The organism is Bradyrhizobium australiense (assembly GCF_013114825.1).
Lineage (GTDB): Bacteria > Pseudomonadota > Alphaproteobacteria > Rhizobiales > Xanthobacteraceae > Bradyrhizobium > Bradyrhizobium australiense.
The window spans coordinates 823,349-849,998 of sequence record NZ_JAAVLX010000003.1; the positions used below are offsets into that span (position 1 = coordinate 823,349).

General features: G+C 62.2%; 24 protein-coding genes. 9 read left to right on the forward strand and 15 right to left on the reverse strand.

The window, feature by feature from the left end:
* The first annotated feature begins 94 nt into the window (after positions 1-94).
* Positions 95-703, forward strand: coding sequence for a hypothetical protein (locus tag HCN58_RS10940; protein ID WP_171579558.1), 609 nt, complete (start codon positions 95-97; stop codon positions 701-703).
* A gap of 52 nt (positions 704-755) precedes the next feature.
* Here the strand turns inward: HCN58_RS10940 and HCN58_RS10945 are convergent, their stop codons facing one another.
* The 5 genes from HCN58_RS10945 to HCN58_RS10965 all read right to left on the reverse strand — a co-directional run bounded on the left by HCN58_RS10945 (position 756) and on the right by HCN58_RS10965 (position 3,347).
* Entirely contained in the window at positions 756-1,241 is a 486-nt protein-coding gene (locus HCN58_RS10945) for a F0F1 ATP synthase subunit B family protein (protein ID WP_171579337.1), read from the reverse strand.
* A gap of 4 nt (positions 1,242-1,245) precedes the next feature.
* The gene (locus HCN58_RS10950; RefSeq protein ID WP_171579338.1) at positions 1,246-1,806 is read right to left on the reverse strand and encodes a F0F1 ATP synthase subunit B family protein; all 561 of its coding nucleotides are present in this window, start codon (positions 1,804-1,806) and stop codon (positions 1,246-1,248) included.
* 57 nt (positions 1,807-1,863) lie between these two features.
* A complete protein-coding gene (locus HCN58_RS10955) occupies positions 1,864-2,094 on the reverse strand; it encodes a F0F1 ATP synthase subunit C (protein WP_028348038.1) in 231 nt (76 codons plus the stop codon).
* A gap of 56 nt (positions 2,095-2,150) precedes the next feature.
* Complete coding sequence (locus HCN58_RS10960) at positions 2,151-2,906, reverse strand: F0F1 ATP synthase subunit A (protein ID WP_171579339.1); 756 nt, start codon at positions 2,904-2,906, stop codon at positions 2,151-2,153.
* Between the two features lie 69 nt (positions 2,907-2,975).
* On the reverse strand, positions 2,976-3,347 hold the full coding sequence (locus HCN58_RS10965) for an AtpZ/AtpI family protein (protein ID WP_171579559.1): 372 nt from the start codon (positions 3,345-3,347) through the stop codon (positions 2,976-2,978).
* Between the two features lie 274 nt (positions 3,348-3,621).
* On the opposite strand from HCN58_RS10965, the gene HCN58_RS10970 reads away from it, so the two are divergent.
* The 3 genes from HCN58_RS10970 (at position 3,622) to HCN58_RS10980 (ending at position 5,484) form a co-directional block, all read left to right on the forward strand.
* Positions 3,622-4,245: a 2-hydroxychromene-2-carboxylate isomerase gene (locus HCN58_RS10970; RefSeq protein WP_171579340.1), complete on the forward strand. Its 624-nt coding sequence runs from the start codon at positions 3,622-3,624 to the stop codon at positions 4,243-4,245.
* A 66-nt stretch (positions 4,246-4,311) separates the two neighbouring features.
* Positions 4,312-4,851 carry a hypothetical protein gene (locus HCN58_RS10975; RefSeq protein WP_171579341.1) on the forward strand — a complete coding sequence of 180 codons (540 nt, stop codon included), beginning with the start codon at positions 4,312-4,314 and terminating at the stop codon, positions 4,849-4,851.
* 159 nt (positions 4,852-5,010) lie between these two features.
* On the forward strand, positions 5,011-5,484 hold the full coding sequence (locus HCN58_RS10980; RefSeq protein ID WP_171579342.1) for a secondary thiamine-phosphate synthase enzyme YjbQ: 474 nt from the start codon (positions 5,011-5,013) through the stop codon (positions 5,482-5,484).
* Positions 5,485-5,572: 88 nt separating this feature from the next.
* Here the strand turns inward: HCN58_RS10980 and HCN58_RS10985 are convergent, their stop codons facing one another.
* Positions 5,573-7,195 (reverse strand): MFS transporter, encoded by a 1,623-nt coding sequence (locus tag HCN58_RS10985; RefSeq protein WP_171579560.1) that lies wholly within the window; start codon positions 7,193-7,195, stop codon positions 5,573-5,575.
* Between the two features lie 931 nt (positions 7,196-8,126).
* Between HCN58_RS10985 and HCN58_RS10990 the strand changes: the two genes are divergently transcribed.
* Together HCN58_RS10990 and HCN58_RS10995 are read left to right on the forward strand one after the other, a co-directional pair.
* Positions 8,127-9,455, forward strand: coding sequence for an MFS transporter (locus HCN58_RS10990; RefSeq protein WP_171579343.1), 1,329 nt, complete (start codon positions 8,127-8,129; stop codon positions 9,453-9,455).
* A 495-nt stretch (positions 9,456-9,950) separates the two neighbouring features.
* Positions 9,951-10,625 (forward strand): response regulator, encoded by a 675-nt coding sequence (locus HCN58_RS10995; protein ID WP_171579344.1) that lies wholly within the window; start codon positions 9,951-9,953, stop codon positions 10,623-10,625.
* Positions 10,626-10,736: 111 nt separating this feature from the next.
* On the opposite strand, the gene HCN58_RS11000 is transcribed toward HCN58_RS10995, so the two are convergent.
* From HCN58_RS11000 to HCN58_RS11030, 7 genes are all read right to left on the reverse strand, one after another.
* On the reverse strand, positions 10,737-14,246 hold the full coding sequence (locus tag HCN58_RS11000) for a PAS domain-containing hybrid sensor histidine kinase/response regulator (protein WP_171579345.1): 3,510 nt from the start codon (positions 14,244-14,246) through the stop codon (positions 10,737-10,739).
* Between the two features lie 160 nt (positions 14,247-14,406).
* Positions 14,407-15,636 carry a 5-aminolevulinate synthase gene (gene hemA / locus HCN58_RS11005; RefSeq protein ID WP_171579346.1) on the reverse strand — a complete coding sequence of 410 codons (1,230 nt, stop codon included), beginning with the start codon at positions 15,634-15,636 and terminating at the stop codon, positions 14,407-14,409.
* 143 nt (positions 15,637-15,779) lie between these two features.
* Positions 15,780-16,304 carry a DUF6622 family protein gene (locus HCN58_RS11010; RefSeq protein ID WP_171579347.1) on the reverse strand — a complete coding sequence of 175 codons (525 nt, stop codon included), beginning with the start codon at positions 16,302-16,304 and terminating at the stop codon, positions 15,780-15,782.
* A 21-nt stretch (positions 16,305-16,325) separates the two neighbouring features.
* Positions 16,326-17,387: an MBL fold metallo-hydrolase gene (locus tag HCN58_RS11015; protein ID WP_171579348.1), complete on the reverse strand. Its 1,062-nt coding sequence runs from the start codon at positions 17,385-17,387 to the stop codon at positions 16,326-16,328.
* Positions 17,388-17,529: 142 nt separating this feature from the next.
* Complete coding sequence (locus HCN58_RS11020) at positions 17,530-19,653, reverse strand: methyl-accepting chemotaxis protein (protein ID WP_171579349.1); 2,124 nt, start codon at positions 19,651-19,653, stop codon at positions 17,530-17,532.
* Positions 19,654-19,876: 223 nt separating this feature from the next.
* On the reverse strand, positions 19,877-20,602 hold the full coding sequence (locus HCN58_RS11025; protein ID WP_171579350.1) for an outer membrane protein: 726 nt from the start codon (positions 20,600-20,602) through the stop codon (positions 19,877-19,879).
* 223 nt (positions 20,603-20,825) lie between these two features.
* Positions 20,826-21,146, reverse strand: a complete 321-nt coding sequence (locus HCN58_RS11030; protein ID WP_171579351.1) for a helix-turn-helix domain-containing protein — start codon at positions 21,144-21,146, stop codon at positions 20,826-20,828.
* A gap of 101 nt (positions 21,147-21,247) precedes the next feature.
* On the opposite strand from HCN58_RS11030, the gene HCN58_RS11035 reads away from it, so the two are divergent.
* The gene (locus HCN58_RS11035; protein ID WP_171579352.1) at positions 21,248-21,481 is read left to right on the forward strand and encodes a hypothetical protein; all 234 of its coding nucleotides are present in this window, start codon (positions 21,248-21,250) and stop codon (positions 21,479-21,481) included.
* A gap of 16 nt (positions 21,482-21,497) precedes the next feature.
* Here the strand turns inward: HCN58_RS11035 and HCN58_RS11040 are convergent, their stop codons facing one another.
* Complete coding sequence (locus HCN58_RS11040) at positions 21,498-22,961, reverse strand: GH1 family beta-glucosidase (RefSeq protein ID WP_171579353.1); 1,464 nt, start codon at positions 22,959-22,961, stop codon at positions 21,498-21,500.
* A 12-nt stretch (positions 22,962-22,973) separates the two neighbouring features.
* A complete protein-coding gene (locus HCN58_RS11045) occupies positions 22,974-23,945 on the reverse strand; it encodes a glycoside hydrolase family 16 protein (protein WP_171579354.1) in 972 nt (323 codons plus the stop codon).
* 304 nt (positions 23,946-24,249) lie between these two features.
* On the opposite strand from HCN58_RS11045, the gene HCN58_RS11050 reads away from it, so the two are divergent.
* Both HCN58_RS11050 and HCN58_RS11055 read left to right on the forward strand, forming a co-directional pair.
* Positions 24,250-25,290 (forward strand): HD-GYP domain-containing protein, encoded by a 1,041-nt coding sequence (locus HCN58_RS11050; protein ID WP_171579355.1) that lies wholly within the window; start codon positions 24,250-24,252, stop codon positions 25,288-25,290.
* 485 nt (positions 25,291-25,775) lie between these two features.
* Positions 25,776-26,540 carry a Crp/Fnr family transcriptional regulator gene (locus HCN58_RS11055; protein ID WP_171579561.1) on the forward strand — a complete coding sequence of 255 codons (765 nt, stop codon included), beginning with the start codon at positions 25,776-25,778 and terminating at the stop codon, positions 26,538-26,540.
* Positions 26,541-26,650: the final 110 nt, after the last annotated feature.

Consider the following 26,650-nt stretch of genomic DNA (forward strand, 5'->3'; position numbering starts at 1 on the left):
GCCATTGGGCTGCTATAACGCCGCCGCGAACAATTGACGTGGGACGATGGGATTTCGGGGACGTCGCATGGGTAACACTCGTTTGGCCAGGGTGATGGCTGTGGCCGCGGTCGCGGGCGGTCTGGCCTGCCTGATGGCGGCGCCGGCAACGGCGCAATCGCTGACCGACCGTTTCAAGAGCCTGTTCGGCGGCAAGTCGGACGAGGAGCCGGCCACCGCTGCTCCGGCAGTTCCGCAGGACACCGGCGATCTGACCTGTCCGCCGGTCACAGTTCGGTCAGGCGCTTCCACCTACGCCGTCGCAGCGCCCGGCAAGCAGCCGGTCGGCAATGACCTGCGCTTCCAGGCGACGATCAGCAAGATGGCCCGCGAATGCAGCCTCAATGGCGGCGTGATCACGGCGCGGATCGGCATTCAGGGCCGCGTCATCGCAGGCCCCGCCGGCGCGCCGGCATCGGTCCAGGTTCCGATTCGCGTCGCGGTGGTGCAGGGCGGCGTGTCTGAGAAGACCATCGCCACCAAGGCCTACCAGACCACCGTCAACATGACAGAAAGCGGCAGCGAGCCGTTCACGCTGGTCGCCGAAGACCTCAGCTATCCGGTGCCCCCCGGCGCTGCCGGCGACAGCTACATCTTCTATATCGGCTTCGACCCGCAGGCCCTGAAGCCCGAACGCCCGGCGCCGAAAAGGAAAAAGCAATAAAAGAGCCGGCGCGATCGTCTCGCGCCGGCTCTTGATTGGTTGTGGAGAGCGCTCAGTTCAGCTTGGCGCGAACCTCGGCAATGCCCTTGGCGAGCAAATCGTCGGCGACCGTGCCCTTGACCGACCGCGACAGGATGGTCGAGGCGGCTTCGACAGCAGCGTTGGCGGCGGCGGCGCGGACGTCGGCGAGCGCCTGGGCTTCGGCAAGGGCGATCTTGCTCTCGGCGGTCTTGGTGCGGCGGGCGACGAAGTCTTCCATCTTGGCCTTGGCTTCGGTCGCGATGCGCTCGGCTTCAGTCCTGGCGTTGGCGACAATTTCCTCGGCCTCGCGTTCGGCGCTGGCGCGGCGGGTCTGGTACTCGCCGAGCAGCTTGGCGGCCTCCTCTTTCAGACGGCGGGCGTCGTCAAGTTCGGCCTTGATGCGTGCGCCGCGATGATCGAGCGCCGTCAGCACCGTCTTGTGGATGCCAAGATAGGCAAACAGCACCAGCAGGATGACGAAGGCGATCGCGACCCAGGTTTCCGGTTCGGTGAACATCCCTCTATCCCTTCAACGAAGCGTCGACGGCGCTGCTCACCGCCTTGCTGTCGGGCAGCACGCCGGTCAGACGCTGGACAATAGCACCGGCCGCATCCGCTGCGATGCCGCGGACGTTGCTCATCGCGGCTTCTCGCGTCGAAGCGATCTGCTTTTCGGCGGCAGCAAGCTTGGCGGCGAGTTGGTCTTCCAGCGTCTTGCGCTCGGCTTCCGCGGCCGCGTTCAGCTTCTCGCGGGTCTCGTTGCCGATGGCCTGGGCGCGGGTGCGGGCAGAAGCGAGTTCGGTCTCATACGCCTTCAGCGCCGCGTCGGACTCATCCTTGAACTTCTGCGCCGCCGCCAGATCGCCCTCGATCGCGTTCTGACGTGCATCGATCACGCTTTCGACGCGCGGCAGCGCAAAGCGGGAAACGATCACATAGAGCGCGACGAACGCGATGACGAGCGACACCAGCTGCGAGGCAAACGTGCTCGACTCAAACGGAGGAAATCCTCCGCCGTGTCCGCCGTCGGCTTCGGTGTGGGCGCCGGTGCCCTTTGCCGGGGTACCATGACTTTCAGCCACGGGGTTCTCCTGTTGCGGTCAGGCGCGCCGCCCGGAGGCGGCGCGAGTGGGTGCAGCTCAGAGCGGAACGAACAGCAAGAGCAGCGCGATCAGCAGCGAGAAAATGCCAAGCGCTTCGGTCACGGCGAAGCCGAAGATCAGGTTACCGAACTGGCCCTGGGCAGCCGAAGGATTGCGCACTGCCGCGGCAAGGTAGTTGCCGAAGATGATGCCCACGCCGACGCCCGCACCGCCCATGCCAATTGCTGCGATGCCCGCGCCGATAAGTTTAGCTGCTGCCGGTTCCATTTCTATAGCTCCTTGAGGGGTAAGACAAAGGTGTGGGTGGAAATTCCCCGGACCGCTTAGTGTCCCGGATGAATGGCGTCGTTGAGATAGATGCAGGTCAGGATCGCGAACACGTAGGCCTGCAGGAATGCGACCAAGAGTTCGAGCGCGGTCAGCGCCACCGTGAGCGCCAGCGGCAGCACGCCGCCCACCCAGCCGAGCGCGCCGAGCGACACGCCGAGCATGGCGACGAATCCCGCGAACACCTTCAGCGCGATGTGGCCGGCCAGCATGTTGGCGAACAGACGTACGCTGTGCGAGACCGGCCGCAGGAAAAACGACAGGATTTCGATGAACATCACCAGCGGCAGGATGTAGATAGGCACGCCGGAGGGCACGAAAATCTTGAAGAACTTGAAGCCGTTCTTGTAGAGCCCGTAGATCAGGACGGTGAAGAAAACCAGGAAGGCCAGCGCCGCGGTAACGATGATGTGGCTCGAAACCGTGAACGTGTAGGGGATGATGCCGATCAGGTTCGAGATGCAGATGAACATGAACAGCGAGAAGATCAGCGGGAAGAACTTCATGCCTTCCGAGCCGGCGGTAGAACGGATCGTCGAGGCGACGAACTCGTAGGAGATTTCCGCGATCGACTGCAGCCGCCCGGGAACCAGTTGCCGTCCCGCCATGCCGCCGATCATCAATAGCGAGATCACCGCTACCGAGAGGAACATGTAGAGCGAGGAGTTGGTGAAGGCGATCGTGTGCTTGCCGATTTGGCCGATCGTGAAGAGGGGTTCGATATTGAACTGGTGGATCGGGTCGATTTTCATCCGCGCGGCTCTTTATCCACCGGCCTGGCCGGCAATCGAATTTCAAATGTCGTGACTTCCCGTCGATGCTCAGCGTCTGCGGGAAGCTACGCCTGCAGATCTCACCACGTTGACCACACCGGCGACGAAGCCGAGCAGCAGAAACACGATGAAACCGAACGGCGATGTCGACAACAAACGGTCGAACCCCCAGCCAATCGCCGCCCCGACGACAACGCCCGCGACCAACTCCGAGGAAAGCCGGAAACCCAGCGCCATCGCAGATGCTCTGGCAGCCCTGTCTCCGCTTTCAGTTCCGGGTTGATCAGTCCTGAGTTTCCGGCTGTCGCGAATTTCGGACAACCGTTGATCCAGACTTCCGAGCCTTGCGGAAAGCGCAGCTTCGTCGGAAGACGACTGATCGCGATTTCCACTTGCGTTGTCGTTGTTGTCTTCGGCCATGCCCAAGACATTAAACGATGCCAACGGTTGATGGAAATTACGCCCGTCACCCTTGAAAGCCGCGCGGACCATACTTACCGCGTCTAATCAAGTCAAGATTAGGTCGTAACCAGCTAGTCAATTGATTTGATTGGAATTATTCGAGTGCTGGCTGCGACACTGTGGACTGTCATCGCAGTGCAGCAGCTATTCCCGCAAGGATCGATCTTGCGCCTGTTTGGGCGGTCTGTTGGGATGCTCCGAATGAAACGAAAATCCCGTCCCGGGAGGGTGTATGCCGCGCCAAGTCGATTACTATTTCTCGATCCAATCGCCTTGGGCCTATATCGGCCACGAGTCCTTTCGGGACCTGGTAAGTACTTACGATCTCAAGGTTAATCACAAGCCGGTAGTGCTGGTCGATCTGTTCTCGGAGACCGGCGGCTTGCCCTTGATGAAGCGCCATCCGGTGCGGCAGCGCTACCGGATGGTCGAACTGCAGCGCTGGCGCGACAAGCGCGGACTGAAATTCCACCTGCAGCCGGCGAACTGGCCATTCAATGCGCGTCTGGCCGATGGCGTCGTGATCGCGGCGCTGGAGGCCGGCCTCGATCCCGACCGATATCTGCGACGGGCCTTTGCCGGCGTCTGGGAAGATCAGCTCAATCTCGCCGATCCCGCAACGATTGCGAAACTCGCCGATGAATCGGGGCTGCCCGGCAGGCAATTGGTGGAGCGATCGGGGTCGGAAGAAATCAGCGCGGCGTATGAGCAGAACAGGCAGGATGCGCTGGCGGCCGACGTGTTCGGCTCGCCGGTCTATGTGCTGGACGGCGAGGTGTTCTGGGGGCAGGACCGCCTCGAATTGCTCGCAGACGCGTTGAAGTCCGGCCGCGCGCCCTATACCTCAAGGGTGTAGGAGCGCGCCTTGAAAGCGCCCCGCCGGTCGATGAAACCGGTACCGTCCTGAGGCGGGAGCAAGCCCATGCGCAGAGCGAAATCGTCCTCGAAATTCCCTGGCGTCATCACGCTGGTCATTTGTCTCGCCGGCGGCGGTCAGGCGCTTGCGGGCCCGATGCCGGAGACCGAGAACGGCCGCTACGCGCTATCGCCGGCGGGCGATGGCGTGCTGCGCCTGGATACCCGAACTGGCGCAGTCTCGACCTGCAGCAATTCGGGTGCGGGCTGGGCCTGCTATGCCGTACCTGACGAGCGCGCGGCGATGGACACGGAAATCGGCCGTCTGCAAGCCGACATTGTCCGGCTGCAGGCCGAGAATGAGCGGCTCAAGGCAGACCTCGCGTCGCGCGAGCCCACCGTCAGCGGCAAGATCGAGGAGCCGCTGCCGAAATCGGACTCCCTGAAACCAGGCGAGCCGAAGGCTGCCGAGGGCGAGCGCAAGATTGAAATCCCGCTGCCGAGCGACCGCGACATGGATCGCATGATGTCGTTCCTGGAGCGGGCCTGGCGGCGATTGATCGAGATGGCGAACCGGGTGCAGAAGGACGTCAGCGGCAAGATTTGACCGACCGCGCACTCCATCCATACGTCATCCCTGCGAATGCAGGGACCGATACGCCGCGGCTCTCGTTGTAAGCGGCGGTGGCTGAGATCTTCTGCAACAATGAATGTTGCTGGCTATGGGTCCCTTGCTTTCGCAGGGACGACGTGTGGAGAGATTTTCATGACAACACCCAAATCCCTTTCCCGCACCGCTCCCTCGACCGTCAGCGCCAACACCATCGTGTCATCGCTGCTGACGGTGCAGACGTCAGGTGTGGGCTTTACCGACCTCACTGCCGAGGTCAAAAAATTCGTGCGCGACGCGCGGGGAGGCGAGGGCGCGCTGACTCTGTTCATCCGCCACACCTCGGCGTCGCTGACCATCCAGGAAAATGCCGATCCGACCGTGCTGGTCGATTTGACGACGGCGCTGAACCGGCTCGCGCCCGAAAACGCCGGATGGCGCCATGACACCGAGGGGCCGGATGACATGCCGGCGCACATCAAGACCATGCTGACCTCGACCTCATTGCACGTGCCGGTACTTGAGGGCGCGCTCGCGCTGGGCACCTGGCAGGCGATCTATCTGGTCGAGCACCGCGCCCGGCCGCACCGGCGCGAGATCGTGCTGCAGTTCGCCGGCAGGACAGATTGAGGCGCCCGCAAAAGCAAACCGGCCGCGGATCGCTCCGCGGCCGGTTCGTGATCTGATGAACGTCCGGCTTGCCGCCGGACGAAGTCGGTCACTTCGTGATGTCGACGTCCTTGGTTTCCGGCAGGAAGAAGAAGCCGACAACCGCGGTGATCGAAGCGAAGATGATCGGATACCAGAGACCCGCGTAGATATCGCCGGTCGAGGCCACGATTGCGAATGCGGTTGCCGGCAACAATCCGCCGAACCAGCCGTTGCCGATGTGATAGGGCAGCGACATCGAGGTGTAGCGGATCCGGGTCGGGAACAATTCGACCAGCATTGCCGCGATCGGCCCGTACACCATGGTGACGAAGATCACCAGGATGAACAGCAGTCCGATGATCGCTGCGACCTGCGGACGGAAGATGTCGAAGGGATGAGACATCTTCACGATTCCTGCGTCGCCCGCCTTGGGATAGCCGGCCGCCTGAACCGCCGCCAGCACCGCCGGATTGGACGTCTTGGCGTCGGTGTAGGACACTTCCTTGCCGTTGACGACGACCTTCACGCCGGAGCCTGCCGCACCGTAGCTGGTCGAATACTTGACCGACGACTGCGACAGGAAGGCGCGGGCGGTGTCGCAAGGCGCCGAGAAGACGCGGGTGCCGACCGGGTTGAACAGATCGCCGCAACCTTTGGGATCGGCCACCACTTCGACCTTTGCGCTCTCGATCGCCTTTTCCAGCGCCGGGTTGGCGTTGGTGGTGATCATGCGGAAGATCGGGAAGAAGGTCAGCGCCGCAATCAGGCAGCCCGCCAGAATGATCGGCTTGCGGCCGATCTTGTCGGAGAGTGCGCCGAACACGATGAAGAAGCCGGTGCCGAACAGCAGCGACCAGGCAATCAGCAGGTTGGCGGTGTAGCCGTCGACCTTGAGGATCGATTGCAGGAAGAACAGCGCGTAGAACTGGCCGGTGTACCAGACCACGCCCTGGCCCATCACGCCGCCGATCAGCGCCAGGATGACGAGCTTGGCGTTGCTCCAGTTGGCGAAGGCTTCGGTCAGGGGGGCCTTGGAGCTCTTGCCCTCGTCCTTCATCTTCTGGAACACCGGCGACTCATTCAGTCGCAGCCGGATCCAGACGGAGATGCCAAGCAACAAGACCGAAACCAGGAACGGAATGCGCCAGCCCCATGCTGCGAACTCGGTTTCGCCCAATGCCGTGCGGGTGAACAGGATCACCAGCAGCGACAGGAACAGGCCGAGCGTTGCCGTGGTCTGGATGAACGAGGTGTAGTAGCCGCGTTTGCCCATCGGCGCGTGCTCGGCAACGTAGGTTGCCGCACCGCCGTACTCGCCGCCGAGCGCAAGGCCTTGCAACAGGCGCAAGGCGATCAGGATGATCGGTGCTGCGATGCCGATGGTCTTGGCGTTGGGCAGCAGGCCGACGATGAAGGTCGACAGGCCCATGATCAGGATGGTGACGAGGAAGGTATATTTACGTCCGACGATATCGCCGATGCGGCCGAACACGATGGCGCCGAACGGGCGAACCAGGAAGCCGGCGGCGAAGGCGAGCAGTGCAAAGATGTCGCGCGTGGCCGGCGGATAGTCCGAGAAAAACTGCGCGCCGATGATGCTGGCGAGCGATCCATAGAGGTAGAAGTCATACCATTCGAAGACGGTGCCGAGCGAGGAGGCTAGAATGACGAAACGTTCGTCCTTCGTCATCCCGGCGGCCTTGCCGGATGTGGCAGTCAAAGTGGACATTTTGGATCGCTCCCCTTCGTTTTTGACCCACAAAGATGTGTGTTGCGTCAGATCGACGCTTAATTATTTTTAGGTTTCCTACATGTTCGGGAAGCTTGGCCCAATAGTACTTTCGGCTGGCGTTGAGCAGCTGTGCCCGATCAGGATGGGGTCCCTGCTGCTGCCCTTGTGTGAATTCCACCTGCGTAATCAGTAGGCAGCGTCGATTTCCGGACACGGGGAAGGCCTTGCATTCAGGCCCGTTCTCAATGCTTTGGTAGCCGGTCCACAAACAACGAGCAGAGACCTCACCGTCTCCGGCAGCCCGGCCGGTTGCCGCTGTCTCGAACTAAAGTCCAATACCAAAAACAGAGAAAGAAAGCGCGTTATCCACAACGCGATGAAGATAATCGCGGTCCAGCGGGCGAACAGCAAATAGGTCTCGCGCATTACGCTTGCTGTCGTTCGGTGCGTAAAGGCCCCAGGCGGGCGACGCAAAGATAGAGCCACAGCTCGGCCTGGCGATGGTTTTGGGTTCTGGCTTTGTCGAGTAGCTGGCAAGCGATGTCGCTATGTCCACGGATACGCGTGAAGTACATCGTGCAAAGGCACACGCCGACTCTGCGATATCCGGCCAACCAAGCTGCGGATTTCAGCGCCTGGTTCAGTTCGATTGAGCCAAAAGTCTTATAAAGTGGCTGTCTCATTAAGGATTAGACTGTTTTCGCGCTTTCGTTCCCGACGGATGGGAAGGAGGCAGCGGTGGCTCGCGGCACCGAGGCCGTTGAAGCTCTTCTCGGGTGGTTCAAAGCTCCCCTGAGATCAGACGTTGCGGGTTTCGCATGTAAACGTCGCGAGAAATTAAAGCTCTGAGGAAATGCGAGGTAATGCCCTGAAATAATAGGAGCCGTACATGGCAATTCAAATTCCCAGCGATTTCCGCCGCGTGATTATCGCTGCGTCGGTAGGAAACATCATCGAATGGTACGATTTCTATATCTTCGGCAGCTTGGCCGCAGTTCTGTCAGTCAAGTTCTTTGAACAATCCCACCCGGTCGCAGCTCTGCTGAGCACGATTGCGCTGTTCACCGCCGGATTCCTGATCCGTCCATTGGGGGCGTTCCTTTTCGGATGGATGGGCGACCGGGTGGGCCGCAAGTATACGTTCCTTATTACGCTCAGCGGAATGGGACTGGGCACCGGAGCGATCGGTTTGATTCCGACCTACGAGTCGATTGGTCTGACCGCCGCATTCCTTCTCTTCGGCTTGCGGATGATCCAAGGCCTGTGCCTCGGCGGCGAGTATGGCGGCGCCATCACCTATGTTGCGGAGCATGTGCCAGACGAAAGCCGCGGCTACTACACCGGCTGGCTGCAGACCTCTCCGACCCTCGGGATCGTGGTATCGCTGGCCGTAATCATTGCGACCCGGACGTATTTCGGCAATCAAGCATTCGACGCATGGGCGTGGCGCGTTCCGTTCCTGGTTTCGTTCCTGCTGGTAGCTATCGCGATCTACATCCGGCTCCAGCTCCAGGAAACGCCGATCTTCCAGGAGATCAAGGCTAAGGGGCAGATGACCAGGAACCCCTGGAAGGAGGCCTTCCTTAGCGCGAACATGAAATACATCTTGATCGCCTGCGTAGTGCTGATCGGGCAAGGAGTTGTCTGGTACAGCGGTCAGTTCTGGGCGCTGTATTTTCTGCAGCAGGTTTCCAAGGTGGACCCGTTGACCTCGGCTTACATTGTGGGAGCTGCGTTGCTTATTGCTACGCCGAGCTTGATCTTTTTTGGCTGGCTGTCAGACCAGATCGGCCGCAAGCCGGTGATCCTGGGAGGCATGTTGCTCGCCGCGATCACATACTACCCGCTGTATTTGTGGCTGGGAACAGTCACGCAGCCTGGCAACATCAACTATCCGGTCGCAATCTTCATTATCTTCATCCTCGTTTGCTACGTCGGGATGGTGTATGGGCCGGTCGGGGCGTTTCTGGCGGAATTCTTCCCCGGCAGGATTCGGTACACGTCAGTGTCGGTGCCGTACCACATTGGCAACGGCTGGGGCGGCGGGTTGGTGCCGTTCGTCACTTCGGCAGCTTTCGCAGCCACCGGCAGCATCGGCTACGCGCTGATCTACCCGATCGTGGTGCCCGCGGTGTGCTTCGTGCTCGCCCTCTTCCTGATGCCGGAGACTCGTAAAATCAGCATCTGGCAACCGATAGAGCCTAGAACCGCATCGTAACAAAGTCCGCTCTCGTGCAGGGCCACCAAGCCCTGCACGTCTTTCTCACGCTTCAGCAGGAAGCGGTCAAACCTTCGCTCACCCTGAAGCGCGCTGGTTCAGCGAAACAAGTCCAAGCGCAATCATTGTCCGCGGCCCGCTAACTCGCCAGTTATCGCCGACGCACTGCATATGCCTGACGTGCCATGGCTGCGAACAGTGTTAACATGCTGGGCGCGCCGCTGACGGACCTGCCGCTCGCGCCCCTCAAGCCTGCATCAACCCGCGACCTCCTTTAGGGATTGAGCTGCCGAGAGTTCCCGGCTCGCGTGAACGCCGCGCTATCTATCTCTTTTTGCATTGCACCATTCACGATGAGCACGCCGTGGATTAACCGCTTTTGCGCGACGCGGGAAAGGTTGCCTTGCAAGTCGCTTCCTGAGAGTGGACAATCAAATTGCTGTCAATCAGCAACGACTTGCATGCTTTCCGACCTCCTGTCGGCGCCCGGAACAGATGACTGCTGCTGCCAATACACACCTCGTCATCGCCGATGACCATCCGCTCTTCCGCGACGCTCTGCGGCAGGCGGTTGCCAGTGTCGTTGCTTCGGCCGCCATCAGCGAAGCCGGCACGTTCGACGAACTCACCGCGCTGCTCGAGCGGGATTCCGACGTCGACCTGATCCTGCTCGACCTCACGATGCCGGGGATTTCGGGTTTCTCGGGGCTGATCTATCTGCGGGCGCAATACCCGGCGATCCCGGTGGTGATCGTATCGGCGAGCGATGATGCTGGCACGATCCGGCGATCGCTCGATTTCGGCGCTTCCGGCTTTATCCCCAAGCGCTTCGGCGTCGAGACGCTGCGCGACGCCATCATGAAGGTGATGGAGGGAGACGTTTGGGTGCCGCCGGACACCGATCTCTCCTCGGCGAGCGACCCCGACATGACGCGGCTGCGCGACCGCCTGGTGACGCTGACCCCGCAGCAGGTGCGGGTGCTGATGATGCTGTCGGAGGGGCTGCTCAACAAGCAGATCGCGTATGAGCTCGGCGTCTCCGAAGCAACCATCAAGGCGCATGTGTCGGCGATCCTGCAGAAGCTCGGCGTTGAAAGCCGCACGCAGGCGGTGATTGCGGCTGCGAAAATCTCCGGCGGCCAGTGGCGGCAGGGCACCCCGACGGGGTGATTGGCACGTCGTTCCGGGGCGCGAAGCGAACCCGGAACCTCGAGATTCTCAGGGGCGCAAAGGCGCCCCTGAGTTCGATGCTGACGCATCGCCCCGGAATGACGGTGTGTATTACTCCGCCGCCACCATCTGTTGCGCCCGCCACTGGCCGAGCAGGGCGCGGAGCGAGGCTGGCTTGACCGGTTTGTTGAGGATCGCGATGTTTTCCTCGCGCGCGGCGGCGCGGACTTTCGGGCTGCGATCGGCCGTGATCAGGATGGCCGGGATGTTCTCGCCGAAGCGGCGGCGAATCTCGCGGATCGCGGCCACGCCGTTGCCGCGATCGAGATGATAGTCGACCAGAAGGCCGGTCACGCTGTGGCCGGAAGATTCGATCGCAGCGATGGCGGCTTCGGGGTCCGCCACCGCAATCACTTCGGCGTTCCAGGCCGTCAGCAGCGTCTTCATGCCATCGAGGATCGCCGGATCGTTTTCGATACAGACGATCAGCGCGCCGCTCATCGGCGTCTTCGACAGCGGCGTTGCGCTGGTAACGGCGGCGGTATGGTTGATCGCCTTGGCGACCGGTACCGTCACCGAGAACACCGAACCGCCGCTGGCGTTGGCGTCGATCGCGATGCCGTGGTTGAGCACGCGCGCCAGCCGCTCGACGATCGATAGCCCAAGGCCAAGGCCGCGAGCGATCCGCGCGCCCTGTTCGAGGCGGTGGAACTCCTTGAAAATCTCGCCGCGCTTCATCACGGGGATGCCGACGCCGGTGTCGTAGACGGCAATCTGCAGCGACTGTCCGTGGCGGCGGCAGCCGACCAGCACGCGCCCGCGCGGGGTGTATTTGATCGCGTTGGAAATGAAATTCTGCAGCAGCCGGCGCAGCAGCGAACGGTCGGATTGCACCGGCAGTGAACAGGGCACGAAGGTCAGGTCCAGCCCTTTGGCGCGGGCAATCGGCGCAAATTCGATCTCCAGCGAGCGCATCAGGTCGGCCATCTTGAAGCTCGAGATCGAGGTCGTCATCGCCCCCGCATCGAGCCGCGAAATGTCCAGGAGCGCGCCGAGGATCTCCTCGATCGCCTCCAGCGAGTCATCGATGTTCTCGACCAGGCGGGAATCCTCGCCGCCGTTCTGCCGCTCGACGAGGCTCGTCACATACAGCCGCGCCGCGTTGAGCGGCTGCAGGATGTCGTGGCTGGCCGCCGCCAGGAACCGGGTCTTCGAGATGTTGGCGTCCTCGGCGGTGCTCTTGGCCTGCGCCAGTTCGGAATTCAGACGCGTCAGTTCCTCGGTGCGGTCGCGCACGCGCTTTTCCAGCGTTGCATTGGCGCGCTCCAGCGCCTCGGCGGCTTCGAAGCTCGGGGTCACGTCGGAGAAGGTGATGACGAGGCCGCCGCCCGGCATTCGGTTGGAACGGACCTCGACCACCATGTGGCCATCGGGCAGGCGCTCCAGATAGGGCTCACCCTCGGTGGTATAGGCCTCCAGCCGCCGCGCCAATAGCATATCGGGGTCGCCGGAGTCGGATGGGCTGACCGCGCCCATGAATTCGAGGATTTCCTGCAAGGGAATACCGAGTTGCACGAGGTGCGGCGGCAGCGCGAGGATTTCGCCGAAGTGGCGGTTCGAACAGATCAGTTGGAGATCGGCATCGAACACGGCGATGCCCTGACGCACATGGTTGAGCGCGGTCTGCAAGATCTCGCGGTTGAAATGCAGCGCCGCGTGGGAATCGTCGAGCAGTTTTAGCGCGGCTTTCGCGGAGACCGTGCGCTTGCGCAACAGGAGCGACATCACGAGGCGCGAGGAGGCCGCCCCGATTGAGGAAGCGATCAGGCGTTCGGCGTATCGCAGTAACTCGAAATCGGCCGGTGCCGCCGGATCGAGAGTGCCGGGATGACCGGCAGCAAAGCTCTCGAAGGCCTGGGCCGCGCGCTCCGGGCCGAGATATTGCGCCACGGTGCTCTGGATGTCCTGCACGGTCACCGTGGTGCGCCAGCGCCGGAAGTTCGGGGCAATCGGCGCCAGCGTGTTCGGCACGAAGAGGTCCGCCTGCAGCCGCTCGATCGAGGACGGCTGGCGCGCGATCGACATCAGCACGTAAGTAAGGATGTTGAGCGACAACGACCAGAACACGCCATGCATCAGGGGCGGCAGATCGGTGCCGAGCAGCGCTTGCGGACGCAGTGCTGCGATGCCGAACGGGCCTTGCTGCAACAGCAGAAGACCGGCGGGATTACCTTCCAGGAAGCTCGGCAGGAACAGCGTGTAGAGCCAAACCGCGATGCCGATCAGCATGCCACCCATGGCCCCGCGTGCGGTTCCGTGCCGCCATAACAGGCCGCCGAAGAAGGCCGGCGCCAGTTGCGCCAGCGCCGCGAACGACAATAGGCCGATCGCCGCCAACTGGGTGTTGCCAAGCGCGCGGTAGTAGAAATACGCCATCACCATGATAGCGAAGATCGCAAAGCGCCGGATCCCGAGCAGGAAGTCGCCGAACCCCTTGCTGCCGTCGCGCGCCCCGGGACTTCCCTGCAGCACCATCGGCAGCACGATGTCGTTGGAGACCATGATGGAGAGCGCGACGCATTCCACGATCACCATCGCGGTCGCGGCCGACAGGCCGCCGACGAACACGGCGATGCTGAGCAGCGCGGAATTCGCCTCGATCGGCAGCGCCAGCACATACATGTCGCTGTCGACCGCGCCGAACGGGAAAGTGATGAGGCCCGCGATCGCGATCGGGATCACGAACAGGTTGATGGCGACCAGATAGAGCGGAAACAGCCAGCGGGCGCGGCGAACCTCCTCGGGACTGGAGTTTTCGACTACGCTGACGTGGAACTGCCGCGGCAGCAGCATGATCGCGCAAAACGACAACAGGGTCATGGTCAGGAAATTGCCGATCGACGGCACGTAGCTGATGGCGCGTACCGCCTCCGGGGTCTTCATGGCACGTTCGATCAGTTCGACCGGCGTGAACATCCAGAACGTGACGAAAGCGCCGGCGGCGAGAAAGGCCACCAGCTTGACGATCGATTCAGTGGCGATCGCCAGCATCAGGCCGTGCTGGTGCTCGGTGGCGTCAGTCTGGCGGGTGCCGAACAAGACCGCGAATGCCGCCATCGCCAAGGTGACGACCAGTGCGATGTCGCCGATCAGCGGAATAGAGGAGAACAGCTTGTCCTCACTCAGGATGGTCTCCAGCGACGACGCCACCGCCTTGAGTTGCAGCGCGATGTAGGGCACCGAGCCCACGATCGCGATGACAGCCACGGTGGCGGCAACCGCCTGGCTCTTGCCGTAGCGCGCCGCGATGAAGTCGGCGATCGAGGTGATGTTCTGCGACTTGGCGAGATGGATCACGCGCCGCAGGAGCGGTGTGCAAAGGCCGATCATAAGGATCGGCCCGACATAGATCGCGAGGAAGTCGACACTGGTGCGGGTGGCGAAGCCGACCGAACCGAAGAAGGTCCAGGACGTGCAATAGATCGCCAGGGACAATGGATAAATCAGCATGCTGGCGCGGCCGCGCTGGCTCGGCGACAGGCGGTCGCCGTAGCTGGCGACGACGAATAGCAAGCCGATATAGGCGAACGCGGTGGCGATTACGCCCCAGTCGTGCAGCATCGCTGCGGGTCTCCCTCTCCCGGCGCTGGATGCGGTCGTGTTTTCTCCACGCCAGCCGGACGCTCGCAAACGCCATGGCCGGAAGAGGTGAATATAGACGCTTTGGGGCGGCAGCGCACGGCGCGACCGGCCCAATTCGAAGGGATTAGGACGGGTAGGGTTACTCGGCCGCCAGCGATTTCTGCTTCACGGGCAGGCCTAGGCGGTCCCAGACCTGCAGCAGCGCTTCGGCCAGCCGATCGATCAGGCCGTCATCGTGATAGGGCGAGGGCGTAATGCGCAGTCGCTCGGTGCCCTTGGCGACGGTCGGATAGTTGATCGGCTGGATGTAGATGCCGTGCTCTTCCAAGAGGATGTCGGAGGCCTGCTTGCACTTCTCGGGATCGCCAACAAACAGCGGCACGATGTGGGTGTCGCTCGACATCACAGGCAGCCCGGCGGCGGTGAGGATCGCCTTGACGCGGGCGGCGCGGTCCTGGTGGCGCTCGCGCTCCCAGTTCGAGGTCTTCAGATGCCGGATCGCAGCCGTCGCCGCCGAGCAGATCGCCGGCGGCAGTGCGGTGGTGAAGATGAAGCCCGGCGCATAGGAGCGGACCGCGTCGATGATGTCGGCATTGCCGGCGATATAGCCGCCGAGGCAGCCGAAGGCCTTGGCGAGCGTGCCTTCCAGCACGTCGATGCGATGCATGACGCCGTCGCGCTCGGCGATCCCACCGCCGCGCGGGCCGTACATGCCAACGGCATGGACCTCGTCGACATAGGTCATGGCGCCGTATTTCTCGGCGAGATCGCAGATTTTCGAAAGCGGGGCGACGTCGCCATCCATCGAATAGAGGCTCTCGCAGGCGATCAGCTTGGGCCGGTCGGGGCCCGCAGCGATCAAAAGTTCCTCGAGATGGGCGAGGTCGTTGTGGCGGAAGATCTGGCGCTCGCAGCCGGCCTGGCGGACGCCTTCGATCATCGAATTGTGGTTCAGCGCGTCGGATAGAATGAGGCAGTTCGGAATTAGCTTGGCGATGGTCGAAATGCCGGTCTGGTTCGAGACGTAGCCGGAGGTGAACAGCAGCGAGGCCTGCTTGCCATGCAGGTCGGCCAGTTCCTGTTCGAGTTGCACCAGCGGATGGTGGGTGCCGGCGATGTTCCGGGTGCCGCCGGCACCGGTGCCAACACGGGTCGCAGTTTCGACCATCGCGCCGACTACTTTGGGGTGCTGTCCCATGCCGAGATAGTCGTTGGAGCACCAGATGACGACGTCGCGCTTGCCCTTCGGCGAGTACCAGACCGCATGCGGGAACCGGCCTGCAATCCGCTCGAGATCGGCGAAAACGCGGTAGCGCCGCTCGTCATGAAGGCGATTGAGGGCGGCGTGGAAGAATTTGCTGTAGTCCATCACAAGACCTGGAACGGAACCGGCCGGATTGGCGTCAGGCCTTTTTAGAGCCTTTCCAGCTTTGATGTCTATGCGAATTCCTGCATTTCGGTGCGCTCGGGGATGCTGGTTAGCCGGAGCAAATGTTGATCGAGATCAACACTCTAGGTGCGATCTATAGGCCCGGTATTTTGGTCGTTGCGGAAATTTCGGGAGCGGCGCAATAGCGCGGCCGCCCACCCCGAAAAGTAACCCGCGCAAGCGCCCGAAACAGCGTGGCCGATGATCGCGACCGCGGCACGCGGCTCGAGTTTCATGGCGGTCGCGACCGCCACGCCGTATTGCAACAAGAACACCGTGATGTTGCGCACCAGCGGGCCGACGCTGCCCGGACGGGTCACGGCGCCCGTTTTGCGGTCGACGGCGAGCAGCCGGGGACCGGCAAAGAGCGCCAGCGCGAGAAACAGCATAGCCGCCACGAACCAGGCAAGCAGCGGCTCCAGTTCATTGTCGCGCGCCAGCACCAGCCGCGATAATCCCATTAGGAAGAAGGCCAGCGGGACGATCAACATGCGCCAGATCGGCTGCGTCCGCGGTCGCAGCGCCTGCAATCCCTGCCAAATCAGGAAAGCCAACAGCGCGAAAACCCAGATCGGGGTATTGCCCAGGATGCGAATAGCGATTTGCATCGGCCCTCCTGATCGGGGGTATCAGGTGGTCCGGAACCGCAGCACGCCATCGCTGATTTCGCAGGTCAGGCGGCCCTCGACCAGCATGTAATTGACGTGCGCGACCAATTCACCGGCGGCAAAGCCCATCTGGTGCTCGTCCAGCACGTGCTTGTGGAACACGACCGGGACCAGCTCCTTTGAGGTTTGCGGCACTTCCCGGCAGGCTTCCGCGATGAGACGGCAGCGGTCCTCATGATGGTCGGCGAGCTGCTTGATGCGGGTCTTCAGCCCGTAGAACGGCACGCCGTGGCCGGGCAGCACCATGACGTCGTAGGGCAGCGTCGTGGTGAGGCTGGCGAGTGAGGCCAGATATTCTCCGAGCGAGTTCTGGTTGGGCTCGACCGCCCAGACGCTGACATTGGGCGAAATCTTGCTCAGCACCTGGTCGGCCGAGAGGAACAGCTTGTCGGCGGCGCAATACAGCATCACCTGGTCGAGCGCATGGCCCCCGCCGGTGATCACCTTGAAGCGGCGCGTGCCGATCACGACCTCGTCGCCATGCGAGATGCGCCGATAGGACGGCGGCAGCACCGAAACCCGCTTCAAATAGTCCTGGCCGCGGCCGAGCAATTTGTCGGTCAGGCTCTCGTCCATGCCGTGGCGGCGAAAGAACAGCCGCTGCGCGTTGCGCCGCTCCTCGGTGCCGCGGTTCTGGTGATAGACCGATTGCAAATATTCGACCTGCGACATCTGCAGCGGGCAGTCGAAGCGCTCGACGATCCAGCCGGCGAGACCGACGTGGTCGGGATGCGAATGGGTGACGATCAGCCGTGTGATCTTCACATGCCGAAGCGGACCCTCGAACAGGGTGGTCCAGGCGGCGATGGATTCCTCATTGCCGAAGCCGGAATCGATCATCGCCCAGCCATCGCCATCGGCGAGCAGATAGATATTCACGTGGTTGAGCCGGAATGGCAGCTTGAGCCGGACCCAGAGCACGCCGGGCACCACCTCGACGACCTGATCGTGGCCGGGGTGGTTCTCGAAGGGGTATCGCAGTGCCTCGGCCGAGGACTGCACCGTATCGGTTTTCGAATGCATGTTACCGGCTTAGCGGTAGAGGCGCCGCCGCGCTAGCCGAAAAACGGGCTGGCTGTCATTCCGGGGCGCATCGAAGATGCGAACCCGGAATCCCGAGATTCCGGGTTCTATGCTTCGCATCGCCCGGAATGACAGAGCGAAATCACGCCGCCCTAATATTCATCAGGAACGCGTCGATCTCCTCGCGCAGCACATCGGCCTCGCGGCGCAGCGCGTCGGAGGCGGTCAGCACCTGGCCGGCCGCGGTTCCGGCCTGCGCCGATGCGCTGGAGACGCCGACGATGTTGCTGGAGACCTCGCTGGTGCCGCCCGCAGCATGCTGGATGTTGCGCGCGATCTCACGCGTCGCCGCACCCTGCTCCTCGACCGCGGCCGCGATCGCGGTGGTCACCTCGTTGATCTCGCTGATCGTTGTGCTGATGTTGCGGATCGCGGAGACCGCGGTCTCCGTCACCGTCTGCATGCTGACGATCTGCTGGCGGATCTCGTCGGTGGCCTTCGCGGTCTGGTTGGCGAGGCTCTTCACTTCGGAGGCGACCACGGCAAAGCCGCGGCCGGCATCGCCGGCGCGTGCCGCTTCGATGGTCGCGTTCAGCGCCAAAAGGTTGGTCTGCGAGGCGATGGTCTGGATCAGGTCGACGACCACGCTGATGCGTGCCGCATTATCCGCAAGCCCCTGCATGGTGGCGTCGGTTGCGCCGGCATCGTCGACCGCCTTGCGGGCGATTTCCGCTGAGGTGATGACCTGACGGCCGATTTCCTCGATCGAGGAGGACAATTCCTCGGTGCCCGACGACACGGTCTGCACGTTGGCTGAGGTTTGTTCGGCGGCGGTCGCCACCGCAGTGACCAGCGCGCTGGATTGATCGGCGGTCGCCGACATGCTTTGCGCGGTCGACTGCATCGAGCCTGCCGCGGTCTGCAGGCTGTCGAGCGCGGCGCGAACGGTGCTTTCGAACTCGACGATGCGCGCTTCCATGCGCGAGGCGCGCTCGGTCTTGGCGATGCGGTCCTTGTCCTGTTCGGCCGATAGCGCGCGGCTCTGGATCATGCTCTCGCGGAAGACCTGCAGCGAGTCCGCCATTGCGCCGATCTCGTCCTCCTGGTGGCTCTGATAGACCTCCGATTCGAGGTCGCCGCTGGACAGCAATTGCATCGAACGCTGCAGATTGCCGATCCGCCGCAGGATGTTGCGGCCGACATAGAGCCAGACGAACAGGATCGAACCGACCAGCGTCGCCACTCCGAGGGCGAGCATGACCATTGTCCCGAACGAAATCTCCTGACGCGCCTGCCAGGCCGCAGCGTCGGTTTCCTTCTGCACGCCATCGACGAGCTGCTGGACGCTGATGCCGAGGCCAACGTTGAGCTTGCGGGTTTCCTCCAGGATGGTCTGGCCGAAATCGTCGGCGTCCAGTTCCTGCTGGCGGACCTTGAAGACGCCGGTCTTGCCGTCGGCAAGCGCCAGCAAGTCCAAGGTCGCTGTTCGGACGACGTTCATCGCCGTGGTCTTGGGCAGCTGCTCGACATTGGCCTTCACGCGCGCCTGCGCGGTGCGGAATTCCTTGCCGATGGCCTCTAACGTATCGCCGTTGGTAGCCGACAACGCGGCGATCATGTCGAACGCCATGAGATTGCCGCTCGCGGCGATGTCGGCGAGCTGGTCGGCCGTCTTGTGGGCCTTGATGGCGTCGGCCTGCGAGAAGTTAGGAGCGGCGTAGATGCTGTAGAGTTCGGTCTGGGCATCGATCGCCGCGGGGCCGGCGGCGGCAATGAAGCGCCGTTGCGCCTTGCGCACCGCTTCGTACAGTCTCTCGTGCTGGGCGGCCAGTTCGAGCCGCTCTTGCGCGGCCGCGCCGAGGCTCTTGATCACCTCATCGATGTTTTTCATGTTCTCGGTGAGTGCGGCAACCACCGCCTTGTCGGCGCCGAGTTCGACGATCTCGCCGAGCTTCTGCAGCGCGACCGTCTGGGTCTCCTTCATTTTCCTGGTGCGATCGTTCAGCGCCTGTTCGCTGCGCGCAGCCAGCAGCGCCGGCCCCTGGCTGGCGAGGCTCGCGCTTTGTGCCGAAAGCTGCAGGCTGGCGGCGAGGCGGGGAATATCCCGTCCGCTCAAGTCGACCATGGTCTCGCCAAGCCGCCCGAGCATCAGTCCGGCACCGGCAGAGATGATGATCGCCATGCCGGCGATGACGGCGAACGCGGCAAACAGACTGCCCCTGACGCCGAAGCGAAAACCCTTGAGCCGTGATTTGAATAACGCCATCTGCCCGCTGCCCCGTCCACGCTACCTTGAGATGTTTCCTCGCGCAGCAGTATCGCGATACCCGGTTAACAAGTTTGGAAAAACGGAGCTTTTTCGCCATAATTTTAGCGGAAGACGTTTGCCGCGTTGGATTTTTCCGCAAACCGGAAAACGCAGGGCGAATGAACAAAAACAAAAAGGCCGGCGTGACAGCCGGCCTTCTGCAATTCTCAGTTGAAAGCGCTTAGTAGCGCTCCACCACGGGGCTCGCAAAGTTGAAGCGATAATTGACGCCGAGCTTCAGCGTGTGGTCGTCATTGTGGAAGCTTCCGAACGGCGCCAGTGCGGCAGGGCTCACGAAGCGGCTGCTGCCGAAGTCGTAATACATGTATTCGCCTTTGACCGCCCAGTTTGGGGCGAACATGTACTCGACGCCGGCACCGACGGTGTAGCCGTTGCTGTGGTTGCCATCGAGCAAGAACGGGATCGGTGCGCCGGCGAGCGCCAGCCTCTCGTAGTTGTCGGAATAGGCGTAACCGCCTTTGACGTAGAGGAGGCCCGGACCCCAAGTGTAGCCGATGCGGGCTGTGACCGAGCCGAGGCCGCGCTGATCATTGGTGTAGACGTAGCCGCCGGGGAAGGTGGCGGTGAGGTTATTCTTGCCGAGCCAGGAATACTGCCCCTCGGTGCCGAGCACCCAGTTCGGCGCGAACTGCCAATCGAGGCCGGCTTGAACGCCGCCGAGCAGTCGGGCGCTGGAATCGCTCAGCACAGCGCCGTTAAAGTCGTGGCTGCCGCTGAAGGCGCCGCCAATATGGCCGCCGATATAGAAGCCGGTCCAGTTGTAGATCGGCGCCGCATAGGCGGGCGCCTTGTTGTAATAGGGACGCGCGCCGAGATCGGCGCCAAGCGCGGGTGCTGCGGCGGTGAGAGCGGCGAAGGCCACGAGGGCGGCGAGGATCTTCTTCATTGTGTTGGTCTCCGAAAACCGTTCGGCGACACCCTCGTGCGGGGCGCCATCCATCGCCACGCAGATAGACAGCTTTTATCTAAAATGCTGTCACTCCCGGGTGACAGCGGGCCGTAACCCAACCCATTGGCAGACAAACGTTTTTTGTACTTAATGAAGGCCTAATCAAAGGTAAGGAAAGGCTTAATTTTCGCGTTTCGCGATAACCTTCGTTAAGCTTTGCTTAACCAATTCGGCGCCGCACGTCGCTGCGCATCTGTTCGCGGAAGGCTTGCCGGCGCGCCGGGCGATCTTTCGCCGGCACGTCGTGGCGGTCGAACACGTTGAACATTTCGAGGATCGGATAGTGGTCGCTCGCCATCGCCAGGATGCGCAAGAGCTCCGCCACCGGCCCGGTCGGGCCGGTCACCTCCCACTTACGGATGGTATCGGCGCCGTCGGAGGGCGGCAGCCCGCAGAGTTTGGCCATGTCGGCCACCGACAGCGGCTGACCGATGGCCTCACCGAGATGCCCGCGAAGTTTCTTCAGTTCGGCTCCGGTCACGGGTTCCCCATTACAAATCTACATCTGTGAAGTGCGTCACACACCGCAGCTGGCGTGGGGGCTATACGCAGCCCATTAGGTTTCCTGATGAGGAGGTAACCATGCGCCGATTGCTTGAAAGCCTTACACCCCAGGCCCGCCAGATCTATTGGAAATGGGTCGGCGGCATGTTCGCCCTTTATGTCGTGCTAATGCTCACTGCTGCAGGCCTATTCGTCAGTCACGAATCACCGCGCAAGCTGGCGCATGAACCCGCCACGACTGTGGCAATCGAGGGCAAGCAGCGCTCCGTCACCGAGACCCCGGCGTCAGTGCGGCAAGCCGCGAGGTATTGAAGCCGGCTGCCCGCCTTCAGACGCCGATCGCGTTCCGCGCGACCACGTCGCGATAGAAGGCGACGCTCAGTTTCGGCGTCCGGCGCTGGGTCTCGAAGTCGACGTGATAGAGCCCGAAGCGCTTCTCGTAGCCGTAGATCCATTCGAAATTGTCCATCAGGCTCCAGAGGAAGTAGCCGCGGACCGGCACGCCCTCCGACGTCGCGCGTTGCAGCTGCCTGAGATAGTTGCGCAGATACATGATGCGATCGAGGTCGTAGACCTGGCCGTCGGCGCGAAGCTTGTCTTCCGACGAGGTGCCGTTCTCGCTGATGTAGATCGTCTCGATGTTCCAAACCTTTGCCGCCAGTCGCGGCGCCCAATAGATCGTCTCAGGCCCCACGCGCAGCCATTCCGAATTCATGTGCGGGAAGGACGCGGGAAACGGCAGCACGCTCCAGCCCGGCGGCTTGTCGGAAGCGGCGATGTAGAACTGCGGCGCATAGATGTTGAGGCCAACGAAATCGTTCGGCTGCGAAATGATCTTCAATTCATCAGCGGTGAATTTCGGCGCGTTCTTGCCGGCGAACCGCAGAAATCCGTCGGTGTATTTGCCTTCGAGGATGACGCCGAGAAAGCCTGAATTCAATTCGCGCGTCGCCGTCTCGGCGGCGCGAACGTTTTCCGGCGTGTCGAACGCCGGCACGCAGGCCGCGATGTTCTCGGCTGGCCCCACTCTGGTGCCCGCGCGTCCATGTGCGCGGATCGCCTGCACGGCGAGGCCATGCGCCAGCGCCACATGGTGGCGGACCTGGTTGACATCAGCGTCCGGCAGTTTGAGCCCGGGAGCGTCGATGCCCCAGCCATAGCCGAAATTCACGAACCTTCCGGCTTCGTTGATCGTGAAGATCGACCGGACGCGATCGCTAAGACGCGCCGCCACATGGCCGGCATAATCGCCGAACGCTTTTGACGTTTCGCTGGATCGCCAGCCGCCGACCTTGTCCTCGAGCGTCTGCGGCAGGTCCCAGTGATAAAGCGTCCCGTACGGCTCGATGCCGTTCTTGAGCAGTTCGTCGACGAGCCGGTCGTAGAAGTCGAGGCCCTTGGGGTTCGGCTTGCCCGTTCCTTCCGGAAATACCCGCGGCCACGCGATCGAAAACCGGTAAGCCCTCGCGCCCAATCCTTTGATCAGGCCGATATCCTCCTTGTAGCGGTGGTAGTGTTCGTTGGCGCGGTCGCCGCTGGTGCCGTCCTCGATCTTGCCGAGCGTATGCGAGAACGTATCCCAGATCGAACGGCCTCGGCCGTCTTCATTCACGGCGCCCTCGATCTGGTAGGCCGAGGTGGCGGTGCCCCACACGAAGTCTTTCGGAAAGCTCGCCGGCGCAGGCCGGTCGGATGCCGGTTGCGCGGCGGCATCGGCTGGCGCTGCGGCGATGCCGAGGGCGGACAAGCCTGCAAGTTTTGCAAAATGCCGGCGCGAGAATTTTCCGAACATCGTCATCTCCGGTCAGCGTTCGTCGATTTGGTAGGCTGATATCCTGTCGATCTCGAATGCGACGGTTGCGGGGGATTCGCCGTCGACGAATCCGACGCCCTCGAAAAACTTCGAACCCATGGCGAGGTTGACGATCATGTACATCGGATCGCTGAATCCGACGGGGACCTTGATCTCGGAGACCGGCTGGCGGTCGATGAAATAGGTGATGCGCTCCGGTTGCCACAGGACGCCGTAATTGTGAAAGGCGGTCGCTGCGTCCGCGATCTTGAAATCGAATCCGCAGGATTCGATGCGTTGCGTGGACGGAATCCGCCAATGCGTCGTCATCGCGATATCGCCGGGCCGCTGTCCGCGACCCTCCATGATATCGACTTCCGGCGGCCAGCCGCCGTCATCGGCGAGCATCCAGAAGGCCGGCCACACGCCGGTGCCGACCGGCACCTTGGCGCGGATTTCGAAATATCCGTACTTCTGGGAAAACCGGCTCTGCGTCGTCAGGATGCCCGAGATATATTCGTTGTTGAACAGCACGGCTTTCAGCGCCGGCGGGGTGCGGCTGGCTGTGATCGAGAGAATACCGTCCTTGACCTTGAACGGATCGAGCCCGAGCGGCGTTGTTTCCCGTCCGCCATAGCGCGGATCGACATAGATCTGCTGCTCGCCGTTATAACTGGTCTTGCGCCTGAAATCGGAGCCGTCGCCGCCCCAATAGCGCGCTTCCGGCCAGGCGGCGCCGCCGGCGTAATGCGGCGCCCATCTTTCATTCAGCAGCGGATGCGCTTCGAAATCATCGTGAAAAGTCCGGTGCAGCGATACCGATGCGAACGATGCAGGGTTCGGCGCCTCGACGCGGCGGCAGCGTTCGCCGAGCATGGCGGTCGCGACCTGCAGCGTGAGTTTGGCTGTCGCGCCGGCGAGATCGGCCTGCGCGGACGCCGGGCCGGTGAACAGACAGCCGGTCAGGGCCAGAGCGCACAGCATTAATCTCTCGATCCGCCGTTCGCTTCGCGACGACAGGAGATCATTCACTGACGATGCCCTCGATCTGATGGTCTTCGGACGAACGGCGGGCGTACCTCATTTGAGGTACGTAGTTATACGAGGTGGACGCTTAACGGCAAGGTAGCCCTGATATCCCAAAATGAGGTGCGTTTGGAGCGTCCTGATGCCGATGGCGCCGGGTGCGGGGCTCGGCTTTCGAACCATCGATCGTTCAATTTGTTTTCAGTTCTTCAAGGTTGAGAGACGGTTTCTTCAAGATTGGCGCGTACGGACTTTTGCTAAAATGCTCGTCTATTTTGTCACAGACGAACCGACGAAGTTGCCTGCCATACGTGCGATGTTCGAGCCGCAGCACGCCGTGGTGCCCTGGTTGCTGGGCGGCGAAGGCACCCGGATCAGGCCACATGGCGTGCTGATGGTCGACGTCGACCTACGGCAGATGCCGCGCGTCGATCAGCTCAGGTTCATATTGCGGGATCTTGCCGGCATTCCCGAAAAACTGTTCGTCGTTCACAATCTCTCCCGTTCGATGGTTGCGCAGGCCTATGCACTCGGCGCGACTGCGGTCCTTTCACGCGCCAAGGAAGCCATTCCCAAAGTTGCGCAGATTGAAGCGGCGGAAGCGGCCGTGGAGGGCAAAGCCGCAGGTCCGGCATCGGAGATGGACGAGGGTGTGGCCGCCTTCGCCTCGATGTTTTCGAACGTGCGCCTTGGCAAGCCGGTGAAAGTTGCCGATGCAAGGCGTGCGACGTCGAAGATCGTCCAGCGCGTCGGTCAGGATGGCCTTTCGGCATGGCTCGACGAGGTGCGCCGCTATCACGAGGGCACGTTTCAGCATTGCCTGCTCGTCACCGGCGTTGCGGTCGGCTTCGCGCTCGATATCGGGTTCTCCGGCGCGGACGTATCCCGGCTCGGACTGGCGGCGACGCTTCACGACATCGGCAAGGCGCGCATTCCGCTGTCGATCCTGGACAAGCCGGGACGCCTCGACCCCGACGAGGAGGAGATCATCAAGCGTCACCCGGTGATCGGATATGATCTTTTGAAGGGCGTATCCGGCATCAGTCCGGAGATTCTGGACGGCGTGAGGCACCATCACGAACATCTTGATGGCTCCGGCTATCCCGATGGGCTGAAGGCCTCGCAGATTTCCGATCTGGTCCGACTGCTGACGATCTCGGATATCTTCGCCGCTCTCATCGAGTCGCGACCCTATCGGCCGCCGATGCCGCGGCCTGCCGCTTACCAGATCCTTTGCGGCATGGAGGGCAAGCTGGAAGGATCGCTGGTCAGGGCGTTCCGCAACGTCGCACTTGAAGCGTGATCCACGAGAAATAGTCGGGATCTCGAGTGATTCCCAAGCGAAGCTGGCGATTTTGTTGAACAGGATGGTGCCGCCAGACAGGATGGAACTGCCGGGACATGCACGCTTGCCACTGAAATTGTTGAGCTTTTAGCATCGCGGTGCAGCGTGTGTATCAGGGACGGGTGCACGCCGTTCCGTTAGATCGCGGACTAGTTCCCTATCGCGGTGGCTTGCCAGCAACAACGAACCGGTGGCTGCGGAACTCGATCAGCGGTCCTGAGGGCTGGTGTCGAGGCGGTTCCGCCCGATCACCGAAGGGGCGCCGTACCTTTACCGGCGCGGCGCGGTAGGATACTCAGCCAGTACCGTATCCAAGAAGGCAGCTCAAAGCCGGCACGATACACGATGAAAGTGGAGCTAGTGTCGGCGCAGCGCAGAAGACATTCCTGCCAAAGACATTCCAGGAGAGCTCCGTGTTCTTCTGAAGGAAGAAGTCTCTCGTGATGGGCCGTCCGGCGAGCGCCGGCAATCGTCTTCTCACCGCGTTGCCGCCGGCAGACCTCGCGTTGCTCGCCCCTCATCTCCAGAAGGTGTCGCTCGAACAGGACGCCGTGGTGATACGAGCGGGAGATCGACGCCACCATGTTTACTTTCCCCATAGTGGGGCCATCTCCTTCATGCTCGGCCTTCCGAACGGAGAAACGATCGCAACCGCGGTAATCGGGCGCGAGGGAGCGATCGGCGCATTATCGGTGCTGGGACCCTCTTTCTTGTCGTCCGTGACCGCGGTGGTGCGGGTGGGCGGCACCGCATCGCAAATCTCAGTGTCGCGGTTTCATGCAGCCTACATGCAGAGCGGCGCCGTCAGACATGTGGTCGAGGCGCACACGAGATCGATACTCATGCAGTTCCAGCACGTCTCAGCCTGCAACGGACTGCACTCGGTCGAGGCCCGCATGGCCCGATGGCTGCTTCACCTGCACGATCGAACTGAGGGCAAAAACATCCTATCACTAACGCAGGAGACACTTTCGCACTTGCTCGGGGTGCGACGAACGACCGTGACGCAGGTAATTGCCAAACTCCGCGCCTTAGGCGCCATCAGATCCGCTCGGCGGGGCTTGGTTGAAATCGACAGGGTGCGGCTCGAGGAAGCTACCTGTGAATGCTACGACATCATACGTTGTGCAACCGATCGGATCGTCCCGCATGGAGCCGTGGGGTCACACCCGCATTTTGCGTCGGCCGACAAACTCCACGGTCCATGATCGTTTCAAGTCATAACCTCCTACAGACGGCCTCGACGACGCTCAAGAAATCGCAAGGTCTTGGAGAAAGCGAATGATCGCCGCAACCCGACGCGCCGGGGCCTTGTGGC